The 15,572-nt window shown below is 61.0% G+C and carries 12 protein-coding genes; 8 read left to right on the top strand and 4 right to left on the bottom strand.

Going from position 1 to position 15,572, the window contains the following annotated elements:
* The first annotated feature begins 109 nt into the window (after positions 1–109).
* The gene (gene grxC, locus BM348_RS04005; RefSeq protein WP_092902230.1) at positions 110–1,423 is read left to right on the top strand and encodes a glutaredoxin 3; all 1,314 of its coding nucleotides are present in this window, start codon (positions 110–112) and stop codon (positions 1,421–1,423) included.
* 495 nt (positions 1,424–1,918) lie between these two features.
* Here grxC and BM348_RS04000 read toward each other — a convergent pair whose 3' ends face one another.
* Complete coding sequence (locus BM348_RS04000; RefSeq protein WP_092902228.1) at positions 1,919–4,546, bottom strand: BGTF surface domain-containing protein; 2,628 nt, start codon at positions 4,544–4,546, stop codon at positions 1,919–1,921.
* Positions 4,547–5,516: 970 nt separating this feature from the next.
* On the opposite strand from BM348_RS04000, the gene BM348_RS03995 reads away from it, so the two are divergent.
* From BM348_RS03995 to BM348_RS22150, 3 genes are all read left to right on the top strand, one after another.
* Complete coding sequence (locus tag BM348_RS03995) at positions 5,517–5,732, top strand: HalOD1 output domain-containing protein (protein WP_092902226.1); 216 nt, start codon at positions 5,517–5,519, stop codon at positions 5,730–5,732.
* On the top strand, positions 5,729–5,890 hold the full coding sequence (locus BM348_RS21105; protein WP_175507095.1) for a hypothetical protein: 162 nt from the start codon (positions 5,729–5,731) through the stop codon (positions 5,888–5,890). Before BM348_RS03995 ends, BM348_RS21105 begins: the two co-directional genes overlap by 4 nt.
* 184 nt (positions 5,891–6,074) lie before the next feature.
* Positions 6,075–6,200, top strand: a complete 126-nt coding sequence (locus BM348_RS22150) for a hypothetical protein (protein WP_281244662.1) — start codon at positions 6,075–6,077, stop codon at positions 6,198–6,200.
* A gap of 167 nt (positions 6,201–6,367) precedes the next feature.
* Here BM348_RS22150 and BM348_RS03990 read toward each other — a convergent pair whose 3' ends face one another.
* Complete coding sequence (locus BM348_RS03990; RefSeq protein ID WP_092902224.1) at positions 6,368–6,865, bottom strand: DUF7342 family protein; 498 nt, start codon at positions 6,863–6,865, stop codon at positions 6,368–6,370.
* Between the two features lie 104 nt (positions 6,866–6,969).
* Entirely contained in the window at positions 6,970–7,680 is a 711-nt protein-coding gene (locus BM348_RS03985; RefSeq protein ID WP_245779390.1) for a TetR/AcrR family transcriptional regulator, read from the bottom strand.
* A 530-nt stretch (positions 7,681–8,210) separates the two neighbouring features.
* Between BM348_RS03985 and BM348_RS03980 the strand changes: the two genes are divergently transcribed.
* The 3 genes from BM348_RS03980 (at position 8,211) to BM348_RS03970 (ending at position 13,598) form a co-directional block, all read left to right on the top strand.
* A complete protein-coding gene (locus BM348_RS03980) occupies positions 8,211–9,749 on the top strand; it encodes a COG1361 S-layer family protein (protein ID WP_092902220.1) in 1,539 nt (512 codons plus the stop codon).
* A 4-nt stretch (positions 9,750–9,753) separates the two neighbouring features.
* Positions 9,754–12,396 carry an efflux RND transporter permease subunit gene (locus BM348_RS03975; protein WP_092903599.1) on the top strand — a complete coding sequence of 881 codons (2,643 nt, stop codon included), beginning with the start codon at positions 9,754–9,756 and terminating at the stop codon, positions 12,394–12,396.
* Between the two features lie 104 nt (positions 12,397–12,500).
* Entirely contained in the window at positions 12,501–13,598 is a 1,098-nt protein-coding gene (locus BM348_RS03970; RefSeq protein WP_092902218.1) for a hypothetical protein, read from the top strand.
* A 78-nt stretch (positions 13,599–13,676) separates the two neighbouring features.
* Here the strand turns inward: BM348_RS03970 and BM348_RS03965 are convergent, their stop codons facing one another.
* Positions 13,677–14,294, bottom strand: a complete 618-nt coding sequence (locus BM348_RS03965) for a TMEM175 family protein (protein ID WP_092902216.1) — start codon at positions 14,292–14,294, stop codon at positions 13,677–13,679.
* A gap of 150 nt (positions 14,295–14,444) precedes the next feature.
* On the opposite strand from BM348_RS03965, the gene BM348_RS03960 reads away from it, so the two are divergent.
* Positions 14,445–15,554 carry a FecCD family ABC transporter permease gene (locus BM348_RS03960; RefSeq protein WP_092902214.1) on the top strand — a complete coding sequence of 370 codons (1,110 nt, stop codon included), beginning with the start codon at positions 14,445–14,447 and terminating at the stop codon, positions 15,552–15,554.
* The last annotated feature ends 18 nt before the right edge of the window (positions 15,555–15,572 follow it).

Raw genomic sequence — 15,572 nt, 5'->3', positions numbered from 1 at the left:
ATGGCGGGCCGACCACGGAATGTCGGCAGTCAGTGCCGCGAAGCCGGTCTCGCGGCACGAAAGCCGGGAAACAGAAGGCGTTTTAGGCGTTGTGTCCCAACACGTTCCCATGAGCGACCAGCCTCGAGTCGAAGTCTACACCAAGGAGAACTGCCCCTATTGCGAGAAGGCAAAGGACCTCCTCGACGCGAAAGGCGTCGAGTACGAGACCTACAACGTCACTGGCGACGAGGAACTCTTCGAGGAGATGGTCGAACGCGCGGACGGTCGCAAGACGGCCCCCGAAGTGTTCATCGACGACGAACTCATCGGCGGCTGGGACGAGACCAGCGCGCTCGACGAGACCGGCGAACTCGACGAAAAGCTGGGGATCGAAACCGACAGCGCGGTCGAACACCGGCCGCTGATCATCGCGGGGACGGGCATCGCCGGCCTGACCGCCGCGATCTACGCCGGACGTGGCGACAACGATCCGCTGGTCATCGAGGGCGACGAGCCCGGCGGTCAGCTCACGCTGACGACCGACGTCGCGAACTATCCGGGCTTCCCCGAGGGCATCGGCGGTCCCGAGCTGGTCAACAACATGAAAGAACAGGCCAAACAGTTCGGTGCCGAGCTCAAAAACGGGATCATCGCCGACGTCGACGCCTCGAGCCGGCCGTTCCGGGTGGAGTTGACCAATGGCGACGTCTACACCGCAGACGCCGTGATCGCCGCCTCGGGCGCGAGCGCACGCACCCTGGGAATCCCCGGCGAGGAGGAACTGATGGGATACGGCCTCTCGACGTGTGCGACCTGTGACGGCGCGTTCTTCCGCGGCGAGGACATGCTCGTCGTCGGCGGGGGCGACGCCGCCATGGAAGAAGCCTCCTTCCTCACGAAATTCGCCGACACCGTCTACATCGCCCACCGGCGCGAGGAGTTCCGCGCCGAGCAGTACTGGGTCGACCGCGTCCACGAGCAGGTCGAGGCCGGCGATATCGAGATCATGAAAAACACCGAACTCCTCGAGATCCACGGCTCCCAGGAAGAGGGCGTCGACCACGTCACCCTCGCCCAGAACGAGGAGGGATACCCGAGCGAGAACCTCGCAGACCCCGACACCGAGCAGTTCGAGTTCGACGTCGGGGCGGTCTTCTTCGCCATCGGCCACACCCCCAACACTGACTACCTCGAGGGGACCGGCGTCGAACTGGACGCCGACGGCTACCTCAAAACCCAGGGCGGCGACGGCGCCGGCCAGACCGAAACCGCCGTCCCCGGCATCTTCGGCGCGGGCGACGTCGTCGACTACCACTACCAGCAGGCCGTCACCGCCGCCGGCATGGGCTCGAAAGCCGCCCTCGACGTCGACGAGTACTTAGAAAACCTCGAGCAAACCGCCGCGACCGCTGACGTCGAGGCGGCCGCCGCCGACGACTGAGCGGCTCCGGGAGTGTTCGAGTACTGACCCGCGACGCGTGGAACTTCCATTCTAAAGCGCACGATTCGATGATTCTGACGTGACAGACTCGCCAGCGACGGGACCGCGAGCGAGGCCGACACCCGTGTTCACCAGCGGGCGATCGGGTGACGTATCGGCGGGCCCAACGGCACTCGAGAGGCGGGGCTCCTCGAGTATAGCCGGTCGCGAAAAGGGCGGGTGGTACGCCCTGGTAGGTGTGCGTAGGGTACTAACGACAATGTGCCGCCCCTGGTGGCAGGGATTCCCCCGGCAGCCGCCACTTTCTGGCGGGATTATTTTAAACTATTCATCAGTTGAGCATGTGCGTCCCCGTCCCATACCGAGCCCGCACGGCGTGGCGTCTGCTGGCGGGTCGACACTCGAGATAGCGCGGGCGCTGTCGCTGTGTGGGATAGCGCTCGAAAGAAAGTGAAGTGCTGCGAAAGCCGGACGAAGTCCGGTAGTTAGTGGTCGTTAGTTCTGACGTCGGAGTGCGAGCATCGCGGCACTGACGAGTGCGACGAGTGCGACAGCAACGCCGAAGCCAGGTGCTCCGTCGCCTTCGCCGTCGCCACCGTCGTCGGAGCTACCGTCGTCGGAGCTACCGTCGTCGGAGCTACCGTCGTCGGAGCTACCGTCGTCGGAGCTACCGTCGTCGGAGCTACCGTCGTCGCCACCACTACCTTCTTCGTTGACGGTCAGCGTAACCTCTTCGCTGGCCTCGAAGTCACCGTCGTCTGCGGTGACGGTGAAGGTGTGGTCGCCTGCCGAGAGACCCGACGCTTCGAGCGTCGCGTCTGCCGTGCCGTCAGCGTCGATATCGACCGATCCGGTGTCGACTTCCTCACCGTCGGCGTTCTCGAGCGTGAGGTCTGCGGTGGTGCTCGAGCCTTCGTAGTTGCTGACAGTCACGTCGAACGTAGCGGTTTCGTTGACAGTGATGTCGCCAGCCTCAACGTCGAGGCCGAGTCCTTCTTCGTCGGGCTCAGTGCTTTCGACGAGTTCGACATCCTCAGCGGTGTCCGAAGTTCCGAGCGAGCCGGATGCTTCGAGGTCGAAAAGCGACCCAACCATTTCGCCCTCGAGGTTGTGGGAGGCCTCGAAGGTACCGTCATCGTTCACTTCTGCGGTGGCGGTGTCGACGAACGAGCCTTCCTCGCTTGGCGAGTCAGCGGTCGTGTCGATCTCTGTGCCAGGCGCGAGGTTGGTCGTACCCGTTGCGTTCGATTCCGCGTTTGCAGGCATCTCGCTGACATCGTCCCACTCGAGCTCAGCCTCCTCGAAGGTCACATCGCTCTCAGTGGAGAAGTCCTCGTCGAGGATGTTGCTCTTATCCGAGTCGACGGAGAAGTTGACGTCGTAAGCCTTGTCATCGACATCAAGCTGTGCGTCTCCTTCAAGCGACTGGTAGTCAACCTTGAGGATCAGGTCGCCAGCGTACTCTTCGTGGCTGTCGTACTCATCGGCGTCGATGAGTGGCGTGACGGTGATGTTGTTGGCATTATCGGGCCCCTCACCTTCGAGGATGCTGGTGTTCCAGTAATTGGCGGAACCAATGACACCTGCATCCTGCTCACTGATATTCAGCGAGACACCAGTCCTATCGAAGAAGGCATTATTGATCGCGCTTCCATCTCCCGTGAGGGCGTCGACCGAGCCGTTTGCACCGAAGTCCTCGATAGTCACGAAGAGGTGATCTCCATTGGTCGCAGATTCCGTTGCGATAGTATCTGTTTCGGAGACATCGCCGTCTTCGAAGTCACCGAAGTCGGTGAACGAGTCACCGGTTGGTGCAGTCTGGACGATTACATCGCCCGGTGCGCCTCGATCCTGAATCACGAGGGAAGCGCGGTCATCGCTTTCGTCAATGAAGTCAGCGGCGTAGTCCGTGTCGAAGGAACCGACTTCGATGTCCCAGGTTGCAGCTGGGAGCGCCTCATTGTCGTCGAGTTCGGTGTTTAGATCGTAGCCAGTGATGGTTGCGTTGTGAGCGGTGAAGCCAATCTCGTCAGCGTTATCGCCAGCCGCGTTGAATTGGCCGCCATCAGCTGCTCCAGCTTTGTAGGTGTTGAACTCGAGGACGACTTCGTCGTTATCGGTGTCGTAGTCACCGAGGGTCAGGTTTGCGACGTACCCTTCAGAGTCGTCACCGATCGAGACGGCGGTCTCGTCCGAGTTTGCAACATCGATCGTGATGTTGCCGATGTCTCCCTCTTCGATGGTGTCAACATTGATGATCTCGCGCTGCTGACTGTCATCCGTAATTTCAACGGAGGCGTTGTCAGATGCGTGCGAGTCCGTGTTCGAGAAGGTGAACTCTGCTTCGTCACCTGCGGAGAGTTCGCCATCGAAGTTAGCCGTGAGGGCTTCATCGCCTTCGTCGAGTCCGACGATCGTCAAGACATCGTCATCATCGTGAAGGGTGTTGTCAACGTTAATGTCACTGTCTTCTGTATTTTCACCGTTCGTGTAGGTGTTCTCAGTGGAGTAGAGCCCTTCAAAGTTAACGTCACCATCAGCCAACTCTTCGTTCTGTCCCGGGTCGAAGAGGTCAAAGAGTTCGTTACCGTTGAGGGAGTCAGACGTGACGTTCACCGTCTGGGTATCCCGGTCAGAATTGAAGTCGATGTCGACTTCGCCGTCCTCTGCGACAGTGTCACTGGTGAATTCAGTGTTGAGGTTCTCTTCTTCTGCCCAGAAGCTGGTATATTCATTTTCACCCCAGACGATTGTATATGGCTCCCCAGACTCGAGTTCTGACGTATCGAGGGTTGCGTTATTATCTTCGCTGTCAACGCGGAGTGTCGTCACAGGCTCTGCATCACTGTCTTGTCCTCCGGTTTCGCCTAACCCTTGGAAGACTTTAACACCTGCTTGTCCGTCATCGAAGTCAGTGAATTCGACTTGTTGACCGATCCATACCTCTGAGAAGGACGTGGAGTTTGTATAAGCGGGTCCTTCATTGTAATTGTCGCTGTTGGTCGCTGCATGTGCTGCTGCACCGCCCGCAAACGCTGCGGACGCGGCAACAACCGAGAGGACCAACATCGCGGCAAGGAACAGTGAACGTCCCTTTTCGCGATACGTTGTGTCGTTCGTCATTTATGTTATCTTGTTGTTTCGATTTGTTGGTTAGCGCGCGATTCACCGGTCAGGCGACCGTTACCGGCTTCCGACCTACATGTCATCGGTGCACGACTCAGCCTACCGGGTAGGGGTATATGGGGAATTTCGATGGTTCGTAATAAGTCTTCTTGTCCTATAGGTCCGATTTCGGGAGCGTTGTAAGTAGCGGTTAAACCGTTTCAAACGGCGTCTCGAGCCCTCGAGCGCCGATACACGAAAAGCAACTATATTTTCATGCGAGTGTCTGGCAATGCTGACTACCACCGTTGGTAATATATTGAGTGCGACGAAAGGGAATGCAAAATAGGCGGTAGAACCGCCACAACGGCTGTTCTGTTCACCTCGTCTCACGCGCGCCTCTCGAGACAGGTCGCAATTGGTCGTTCGATCCCGTGACTAAATCGGGTACTAATGATTGTTCGCACGCGTGGGACAGAACCGTTCACTTGAGTTACACCGGATTGCGATCTGTTAAACGCAATAACACGTCTTTTCGACTGGTGAAACTCGAGGCGTCGACCTGCGAGTTACTCGAATTGGCAATATCGAAATTGACGGACGCTACCGCGATAAGGCGTGTACAACGACGGTTGCACGCTGTGAAAGTACTGAGTGGGTACCTATACTGGGACTGCGGAAGCGCAGACACCAGATGAGACGAACACACTCTCCGACCATAATTTCCGCCTCGAAACAGTAATTATATGTCACTACAGGTCAATGAGCCGAACGGAAGCCACCGAACAGCGCGTGTGGGCGTTTCCGTTGAAATGCCCCGGGTGGTCATAGCACCCGAGACGTGGCTTCCAACCCTATGGAGGGTGGTTGCCATGATTGGATATCTTCTCCGCGGGCTTAAACATCCCGTCCGACAGACGAATCGAACCCGACCGCACTCGAGGCCCACGCCGTCCCGCGCCGCCGCTCGAGCGGGGGTGACCGTCGCGTGAGCGCGCTCGAGCCGAGCCTGACCGTGGCCGTCGTCCGTGCGCTCGAGGCCAACGGCCTCGGGTGCGAGGAGTACCGACTCGCCGACGCGTTCGATCCCGACGCCCTCGAGCGGCTGGTGGCCTCCGCCGCGGACCCGATCGAGGTCCGACTCGAGGTCGAAGGGGTCGGACTGGTCGTCACCGACGAGGAAATCCGGGTGCTCGAGGAATGACCGGGGCGGAGTCAGGAGACGGAACCGGCGGCCCGCCGCCGGAACCCGAGCCCTGTCCCCACTGCGGCGCGCCCGTGACGGCCGTGATTCAACTCATCCCGTCGGCCTACCACGCTTATCCCTGCGGCTGTGCGGTTCGGGGTAACCTGCTCGAGTAAATAGCGTTGTCAAACACGTTTTCTTGAACTATGGCGGGTTCGGTTGCTGGAGAAAAGACAACGTTCCTGACTCGAGCGTATCCCGCCAGAGTTGCAGGACGGCAAACGTAACGAGTCGCACCGTTTCGACTTCAATACACGACGCCACAGCATCATCGTGACTAGCCGCTGGTGGTGGATGAAAATGAGTATCTGGGACGTCGAGACGCGGATGAAGGTCGTACCGGTAGTTAAACTCCGGGCCTTCAGTGTAATGATACCGGTAGTTGAGTTCCTCGGTCCAGACGATATCGAAGCGGCCCGACTCTGAAACGATCCCGTCGGAAACGAAGAGATGAAGCTCCTGCGGATTGAGTGACGAATCGAATTCCGAATCGACGATGAGCGGTTCGTACGTTTCAGCGATTGTCCGTGCTCGAGTCAATAGCTGTTGATCTGGAGCACCGGTATCGGCCCATTCCCAATCGGTATCGCCTCTCAAACCTCTGCAACGCGGTGTGCTTCGTCCACTTGGAGGGCTGCTTTCGCGAGTGCGAGGTTTTTGCGCGTCGAACGCCACTCGTTGAGGTCCCCCCACCCGTCATCTTCGGGCTCGAGCCTCGTCGCGAGATCCTCGACGCTGTCCACATCGTATTTGCGCCGGAAGTCTCGAATGTCGCCGTTCATCTCCCGAATGCCTTCCAGTAACTCCGAGTGAGTGTGTGTCGTACGGAGTTCTTCGATTCGTTGGGTAATAACCCGTCCCTCGTCCCGTTTGTACTCTGTCGTGCGCCCGTTTTGCATCGAAACCGCGAGACCCGATTCGACGAACTCGTTCAGATATTTTCTCGTCGTCGGCTCGCTGACGAGTGCCTTCGAAGCGATTGTACTAACTGAGCTGTATACTGTCGTCTCTTCGAGTACCTCCTTTAGACGCTCTCTACTCGTCGTCTCCTCCTTCCAGTGGGCTTTCGCTCGCTCGTTTATATCGGTCATAACGCGACTAACGAGACGGCAGATAAAATATCTTTGGTGTGAAAATATTATTTATCCATTCGTGGGCACTCACCGGCCCTCGATGTCTGGTCGGTGGCAAAATATTAGTCCGCGTACACGCAGGCCTCGAGATACGACTCGACTTCCGAGCGAACGTCCGCGACCCACTCGTCATCCTCGCTCGTCGAGCGGCGCATGATCGTCCCGTTTATCAGCGTGATAATCGTTGCCGCGACCCCCTCGGGAGAACACGGCTGGAAGACACCCCGTTCGATCCCCGCCTCGACGATGTCGACGAGCAGGTCCTCGAACACGTCGTCGCTCCGGTTGAAGTGCGATCGGTAGGCCTCGTCGTGGGTCGCCTGCGCTCGGAGTTCGAACAGCGCGGCCAACGACTGGCGCTCGTCGTCGTCGATGCTCCGCTCGAAAAGGCGGTCGACCACCTCCTCGAGCGCCTCCCGCGGCTCCTCGATCGGCCCCTCGAGCGTCTCCGTGCGAAACGACTCGAGCATGAACTCGAGGGTCTCGAGAACCAAGTCGTCCTTCCCGTCGTAGTGGTGGTAGATCAGCGACTGGCTCTTCGCGAACTCGTCGCCGATTTTGTCGATCGTCAGGTCGGCGTATCCGTGCTCGAGCAGCGTCGAGAGCGTCGCGGCCATGATCTCCTCGCGGGTGTTCGAGGGGTTCTCGAGGATGTCATCTGCCATCGAGATCCCCCCGATGGAGGGGATCTGCGTGGAAGCCTCGACCCACCATCTGAAGAGGTTGACCCCCTCGAGCGGCGGTTCGTGGCTGTTCCCTGTAATCCATATCACCGTAGACGAGATAGGAGTCCAAAAAGGAGTTGATTGAACGTTCAATCACAAGGCCTATAACCACGCTGTTGTGAGTATTCTGTAATGACAGACATTCACCGAGAGAATATAGTTCGATTGGGGGGTTTCTCGGAGAGAAACACGGCGCGAAGTGATTGCTCGGGAACGAAGGTAGTGAGAGTATGACGAGGACGCGCCACTCGGTCGTTTCGGTACTACTGGTCGTTCTCGTCGGGGTGGGGCTCTGCCTCACTCCGATGGGGGCCCTTGGCGACGTGAAAGAGGGAGATTCGCTATCCATGGAAACAGCTGTGGATATTATCAATGAAGAGAATAATAATGGAAATATTGAGTACGGCGTATATGACGTAAACAAGAAGAACCTGGAGTCCGCTCTAGAACTTCAAAATTACACCGCCAACGATAGCAACGGCAATTACATTGCCAACGAAAGCGACGACAGTTTCAGAGACGATCTTTCGGATCCGGTGTTTAAGAAATACCTGATACAAGATGAAACGAGCGCAGAAGTGCCAACACGGGGTAGCAGCGGTGGAGGATACGTTCCTCCTGATCGGGGTGAGCCGGATCTGTCCGCGACCCTCCCGGATAACGAGGTCGGGACGGGAACGATAGAAGAACTCCAATTCAAGATTACAAACGATGGGGAGATCATCTCTGGTTCGGGACAGGGTGTCACCAAAGCCCAAAGCGTCAGCGTCGAGATGGACGACGACGGGCCGTTCGAGGCCCAGATCGACGAGCGCTCGATCGGAACCGTTCAGGACGGCAGCTTTGGCGAAGCGGTGTTCCCGGTGGCCGTCCCCGACGACATCGAACCCGGCGAGTACGAGGTGACCCTCGACATCAGCTACACGTACGCCGAGACGATCGGAACCGACGGCAGCGTCGACCGCGAGCGCGAAACCGAATCCGTCGACGTCACCGTCGAGGTCCCCGACGAACCCCGCTTCGAGGTCGTGGACGTCGATACCGACGTCGAACCCGGTGCCAGCGGCGATGCGGCGATCGAGATCGAGAACACGGGAACGCAGGCCGCGAACGACACTCGAGCGACCATCTCCGGTGGTGGCGGCGTCATCGTCAACGGTGGAGATGCACGAGAGGTTCTCGGTGATATCGAACCCGGCGAGACGGCCACTGCGGTCGTCAACGTCCAGGTCAACGAGGCGGCTAGCGGCGGTGCGAAACCGCTCTCCTTCGAGAATATCAAATACCGCGACGAGTACGGCGTCCAGCGGGATGCCGAGCCCGTAACCGCGAGTCTCGCCCCCGCGGACGAACAGGAGTTCTCCATCGAGAATCTTGAGAGCGATCTCACGGTCGGCTACGAGGGCGACATCAGCGGACAGGTCCACAACGACGGGCCACAGACGGTCGACGGCGCCGTGCTGGTCATCGAGCCGATGAGCGAAACGGTGTTCGTCGAGGACACTCGCTACGCACTTCCCGAGATCGCGCCCGGTGAGAGCGCCGACTTCAGCTATCCGACCGACGTCAGCGGCGAAGCCGACGGCGGCGCTCGCCAGCTTCGATTCACCGTCGAATACATGGGCGGCGACAATACGCCGCTCGAGGACGGCCCGTTCTCCGAGCGCGTGGTCGTCGACGATAGCCAGGACGAGTTCGCGATCAGCGGCGAGAACGCTTCGGTCGAACAGGGCGGGAGCAACGAGGTCGCCCTCGAGATCACCAACGAGCGCTCGGAGACGCTCTCGAACATCAACGCGATGCTGTACACCAGCGGCGAGCTGAATACCGACGACGACGAGGCGTTCGTCGACGAACTCGCGCCCGGCGAGTCCACGGAGATCACCTTCGACGTCTCGGCGACGAGCGCCGCGTCAGCGAAGACCCAGCCGGTCGAACTGGACTTCCAGTACGACACCGAAGGCGGCGAGACCATCGTCTCCGACACCTACCAGCATCCGATCGAGGTCACCGAGAGCGAGGACGATGGCGGCGGAATCACGGGAACGCTCGTCGGCGTGCTGGGCGCGCTCGCCGTCGCGGGCGTCGGAATCACGATCTGGTGGCGACGAGGGTAACTCGATGAGTGAGTCCGATCGCCCCGACGACCGCGCCAGCGACGACTCCGGCGACCGAACGGACGCGCTCGCCAGCGATGGCGGCCGCTCCGGCGAGGGGGACGACGCCGCGAGCCGCGCGAGCGGACTCGTTGGCTCGCTAACCGACCGACTCGGGAGCGGCGGTTCGGACGACGACGAACTGGATCCGTTCACCAGACGAATCAATCCCCTCATCTCGAAGCGTCCGTGGACGGTCGTCGTCGTCTTTCTCCTGCTGACCGGCGTCTTCCTGGCCGGTGCGGGCATGGGCGGCGGCGGGTCCGAAGCCGGCACCGACCAGTTCGCAGACGACACCGCGGAGTCGGAAGCCTACGAGGACATTCAAGACGAGTTCCGCGAATCGGGCCATCAGGGGGGTGGGACGACCGCTCAGTTGTTCATCGAAGACGAGCGAAACGTCCTCTCGCGACCGAACCTCCTGCGGATGCTCGAGTTTCAGGAGAAAATCGGGACCCGAGAGGAACTCCGCGTCGAGTCCTCGACCAGTCCCGCCTCGCTGATCGCCCGACAGCTCGATCCCGAGGCGACGACCGCCGAGCAGCAGTATCGAGCGGTCGACCGCGCCTCGGCCAGCCAACTCGAGCGGGCGATCGCGGACGCCGACGAGGCGGCCGGGCTTCCGGTGAGCACGGACTTCACCCCGGAGTCGGCCGAGGCTGACGTCGCGCAGGTCGCGATCACCTACGACACCCCGTCGATGGTCGACACGGACGACACCGCGGAGTTACAACAAGAGACAGAAGCCGTCGCCGACGAAATCGACGGCTTCGAGAGCGGCGAGAACGTGATCGTCTTCGGGAACGCGATCATCGAGGAAGAGACCGTCCAGCTGTTGAACGATACCGCGATCGTCGTCTTCCCGGCCGCGATCGTGCTCATCCTGTTCTTCCTGCTGGTGGCCTACCGGGACCCGATCGATCTCGGGCTCGGACTCGTCTCACTGCTGATGGCGATGATCTGGACGTTCGGGTTCATGGGCTTCTCTGGGATCGCGTTCTCCCAGTCGCTGCTGGTGGTCTTTCCCTTACTGTTAGCGGTCGGGATCGACTTCGGGATACACATCATCAATCGCTACCGCGAGGAACGTGCCGAGGGCGTACCGATCGGCGAGTCGATGACGCTGACGACGAAGCAGTTGACGGCGGCGTTTCTCATCGTGACGCTGACGACCGTCTTCGGTTTCGCGTCGAACCTCGTCAGTTCCATGAGCGGGATGCGCGATTTCGCCATCGTCGCCTCCGCCGGGATGCTCTTTACGTTCCTCATCTTCGGCGTCTTCCTCCCCGCTTGCAAGGTCGCCTTCGACCGGCTGAGAGAGGGGACCCGCTTCCCGCAGTTCGGAACTACGCCGATGGGCAGCGAGGGGTCCGTGTTGGGCAAGATACTCCCCGTCGGCGTCCGGATCGCTCGAGTCGCGCCCGTGGTCTTTCTGATCGCCATGCTCGTCGTCGGTGGCGGCGTGGCCGCCTATGGGACCGGCGTCGACACCGAGTTCGATCAGGAGGCCTTTTTCCCCGAACAGGATCGGCTCGATCAGTACGAGAAACTACCCGGCCCGCTCGCACCCGCCGATTACACCTTCATGACGGTCCTCGATTACATGGAGGAGGACTTCGATCGAGGCATGCAGAGTTCGGTGACGATCTACATCGAGGACGGGGATTTACGATCCGATACCGCACTCAGGGATATCGACCGCGCGCTAGAGAACCCGCCCGACGAGTTCCAGCGCGACGGACGGACGGCTGACGCGGACAGCATCGTCTCGGTCATCGAGACCCAGGCCGCGCAGGATCCCGAGTTCGACGCGGTCGTCACCCGGTACGACTCGAACGGAGACGGCATCCCCGACCGGAACGTCGACGCCGTCTACGACGAACTGTTCGCCTCCGACGCAGGCGGCGAGGCGAGCCAGTATCTCACGAGCGACCGCGGCTCGAGCCAGATCAACATCAGGATCGACGTCGACGCAGATCAGGCGGAAGCCGTCGACGCCGCCCAGCAGACCGCAAGCGACATGGAGATGGACGCGACGGCGACGGGGCAGCTGGTCATCTTCGAGTCCGTCATCGAGGACACGACTCAGTCGTCGATCAACAGCCTCGTTGTCGCGTTCCTCCTGACCACGATCTTCCTCGTGCTCGCCTACTGGTGGCTCGAGGGGCGGGCGATCTACGGGGTGCTCAACCTCGTGCCGGTGTTGATCACGGTCGCGTTGCTCGCCGGGTCGATGCGACTGTTCGACATTCCATTGAGCCCGATCAACGCGCCGATCCTCTCGGTCTCGATCGGGCTGGGAGTGGACTACACGGTACACTTCATGCACCGGTTCGTCGACGAGTTCGAGGACGGAAACGGCGCCCACGAGGCGTTGCTCACCACCGTCCGCGGGACCGGCGGTGCGCTCACCGGAAGCATGCTCACGACCGTCTGCGGGCTCGGCGTGCTCTACCTCGCCTTGATCCCGCTGATCATGGAGTTCGGCCTGCTGCTCGCGCTGGGCGTGTTCTACGCCTGCTTTACGTCCCTGCTCGTGCTCCCCTCCGTGATCGTCGTCTGGGATCGCCTCGAGAACGGAACGATGAGCATCCCTTCGCTGGGCTGAGGTTCTGGGCCGATGCGTATCCCGTCCCCTCACCCGATCGTCGGGCAGCACGTTCGAACGAAAAGGAAGTGCTTTGCGACTGGAAAAACGAGATCGAACATCACATGGTGGATCGTCGCGACGTGTTGAAACTCACCGGTGCGGTGGCGACGGTTGGGACGGCGGGCTGTCTCGAGATCCTCGCGTCGGCGTCCGAGGAACAGCCGCCCGCGTACAGAGATCACATCGTCACCGACGAGGACGGCTGGGTCGGGTTCGGCTACGTCGACTGGGACGAACTGACGTCGATAAGCGGTGCCGGCGCGGGCGAACGCGAGTACACCATCGAACTCGCCGCCGCCGAGGTGATGCACGGCTATCCCCTCGAGGGGGTGCTCGCGCTCACCGACCGACTGAGGGTCGAACTCGCCGGCTCGGGCCTCGACGACCTACTCCGACCGTACCCGGTTCTGGAGGGGCTCAACGCCGATCACCCCGACCGTGAAGACTCGACGTCGTTCGACTCGACGGTCGACGCAGTCATGACCGTCAACGAATCGCTGCTCGTCCGCGGTTCGATCGACGTCGAGGAGATCGCCGCCCTCGTCACCGAATCCGTCGAGGGAGACACCGTCCGCCGCGAGTACGAACGGAGCGGCGAACGGAGCGGATACGACGTGTTCGTTCCGGTCGAGAGCGACCCCTCGCTCGGAACGCCCGCGCTCGCGGTCGGCGAGGAGGTCATACTCGCCGCCGGCGGCGAGCGCGGGATCGAGTCGGAGACGCCGGCACTCGAGACGGTAACCGACGACGGGGACCGGGCGGTCGAGGAGATTGACGCCTTCGAGTGGCTACTGAGCCACGCTGGCGAGGGGCATGTCGTCTTCGGAGGGTACGGCGAATCGACGAGTTTTCCGCCGGACCCACGCGAACACTGGGGGAACACCGATCCGATCGCCGAGTCGTTCAGCCAGTTCGTCGACGCGAAAGGGGCCGTGGGCTCGCTTACGTTCGAGAACGACGCGACGACGAGCGCGGAACTGGCGATCGACTATCAGTACGATACGATCGACGACAGCTACGCGGCCGCGCTCAGGGGACGACTCGCATCGAGCGCGAGCGAGCGGTCGGTCACGGTGAACCCCGAGGAGCATCGCGTTCGAGCGACGGCGACCTGGATCGACGGTGGCGGAGACGGCGGAAACGAATCGGTTCAGGAGTGACGGACAGCGGGCGTACTGTCGGTGAGCGATCCTGATCGGAGTCGACCACCGCGGTCGCACCGTCGAGGATCGGGTCGTTCAGCGTTTTTGATAGCGTCTGACCCAGAGGATCTGTAACGGGACGATCAGAAACGGCGTGTAAAACGCGACCGAGAGGTTCACCGCGGCGACGCCGATCGAACACACGAACACGGCGGGCGTGATGAGACCGCGAACGGTGACCAGAAATGCGGTTCGCTCGTCGATAGCGTCGCTGGTGAACCCGCGTCGGTCGGCGTACCACCACAGCGCCGTCAGGGCGAATCCGACCATGGCGAGGTTGAGCGCGTACAGCGTCCAGGTGAGCCGAGTGCTGTAGACGCCGAGGAGTTCGGTCGGAAACGGCAGAAACGAGATCGCAAGCAAGAATAGCAGGTTCGCGTACAGCAACAGCCGATCGTGACGCACGATCTCCTGAAACAGGTTGTGGTGGATGATCCAGTAGATGCCGACGACGAAAAACGAGAGCAGATAGCTGAAAAACACCGTCTGCTGGGCTTCGAGTGCACCCGGTAACTCGGCCCCGACGCGGTCCGCCGGGATGTTCGGAACGCGAAACTGCAGCACCAACAGCGTGAGAACGATCGCGAACACGCCGTCGCTCAGCGCCTCGAGGCGATCCGTTCGGTCGCCCTCGAGCATACGAACCTGAACCATGCGCGTTCGTCCACCGCCATCGACAAAATTCGCAGCCACAGTGAGTCGTCGTTCCACGCGATGTATGCCACCGGATACCGTGATACTGGCTTGCCGATTTCGGTCCGAATCGCAACTGTTAAGGATGTTTTAGGCATCCCTAAAGATGAAATGGCAGGATCGAATTCGGCTGAAACGGGGCCGATCGTCCGCGACCGTGACGGGTGGGTGACCAGGCCGCTCGTCCTCTTTTGTCTGACGAGCACGCTGATCACCATCGTCGCCGGGTTCGCTCAGGTCAACTTCGGAACGTACTCGATGACGACGCTCGAGGTCGCTCGAGCGGTGACCGAACCGACGATCCTGTTCAACCTCGACGCCTGGACCGGCTTTCTGTTCGGGACCGAACTTCCCGAGATGGAAGCGGGCGAACTCATCGTCTGGAGCATCCGCCTCCCGCGCGTGTTCGTCGCGATCATCGCCGGCGCGACGCTCGCGGTCTCGGGTGCGATCTTTCAGGCGGTCACGCGCAACGAACTCGCGAGTCCGTTCATTCTCGGGGTCAGTGCCGGCGCCGGATTCGCCGTCCTCGCGACGCTCGTCGTCTTCAGCGGGCTGGCGCCGTTTCTCCCGTTCATCGCGGCTATCGGCGGAACGGTCGCGTTCCTGATCGTCTACGTGATCGCGTGGAAGAACGGAACGAGCCCGGTTCGGCTCGTCCTCGCCGGCGTCATCGTCAACATGGTCTTTCAGTCCCTCCAGCAGGGATTGTTCTTCTTCGCCGACGATCTCGGCATCGTCCAGACCGCGATCTCGTGGCTCACCGGCTCGCTCACCGGAACCGGCTGGCCGGAGGTCAGAATCGCGATCCTTCCGGCCGTGTTAGCGATCGCGATCGCGCTCGCCGGCTCGAGACAGCTCAACCTCCTGTTGCTCGGCGAGCAGACGGCTCGCTCGCTCGGCATGCGCATCGAGTTAGTCCGGTTTTTGCTGTCGGCCGTCGCGATCTTGGCGGCCAGCGTCGCCATCTCCGTCGCGGGAATCGTCAGTTTCTTCGGGCTCGTCGTCCCCCACATCGTCCGAAACACGATCGGCGGCGACTACCGACAGCTGATGATCGGCTGTCTGTTCGCCGGCCCGGCGCTGATGGTCACCGCCGATGTCGGTGCACGCCTCGCGCTCGGTGGGACCCAGATGCCGGTCGGCGTCGTCACCGGCCTGATCGGCGGGCCGTACTTCCTCTATCTGATGCGAAAACAGCGTTCGATGGGTGAGCTCTAATGAACCGAGACAACGCAA

Source organism: Halostagnicola kamekurae, from assembly GCF_900116205.1.
GTDB lineage: Archaea > Halobacteriota > Halobacteria > Halobacteriales > Natrialbaceae > Halostagnicola > Halostagnicola kamekurae.
Note: the sequence above shows the minus strand (reverse complement) of the source record. Positions and strands in the feature narration are given on the sequence as shown.

What these genes read in the sequence shown, in the direction of transcription:
- BM348_RS22150 (WP_281244662.1), top strand. Translation starts at nt 6,075, where the DNA reads ATGAGTATCTGGGACGTCGAGACGCGGATGAAGGTCGTACCGGTAGTT.
- BM348_RS03970 (WP_092902218.1), top strand. Translation starts at nt 12,501, where the DNA reads ATGGTGGATCGTCGCGACGTGTTGAAACTCACCGGTGCGGTGGCGACG.
- grxC (WP_092902230.1), top strand. Translation starts at nt 110, where the DNA reads ATGAGCGACCAGCCTCGAGTCGAAGTCTACACCAAGGAGAACTGCCCC.
- BM348_RS03975 (WP_092903599.1), top strand. Translation starts at nt 9,754, where the DNA reads ATGAGTGAGTCCGATCGCCCCGACGACCGCGCCAGCGACGACTCCGGC.
- BM348_RS03990 (WP_092902224.1), bottom strand. Translation starts at nt 6,865, where the DNA reads ATGACCGATATAAACGAGCGAGCGAAAGCCCACTGGAAGGAGGAGACG.
- BM348_RS03965 (WP_092902216.1), bottom strand. Translation starts at nt 14,294, where the DNA reads ATGGTTCAGGTTCGTATGCTCGAGGGCGACCGAACGGATCGCCTCGAG.
- BM348_RS04000 (WP_092902228.1), bottom strand. Translation starts at nt 4,546, where the DNA reads ATGACGAACGACACAACGTATCGCGAAAAGGGACGTTCACTGTTCCTT.
- BM348_RS03960 (WP_092902214.1), top strand. Translation starts at nt 14,445, where the DNA reads ATGGCAGGATCGAATTCGGCTGAAACGGGGCCGATCGTCCGCGACCGT.
- BM348_RS21105 (WP_175507095.1), top strand. Translation starts at nt 5,729, where the DNA reads ATGACCGGGGCGGAGTCAGGAGACGGAACCGGCGGCCCGCCGCCGGAA.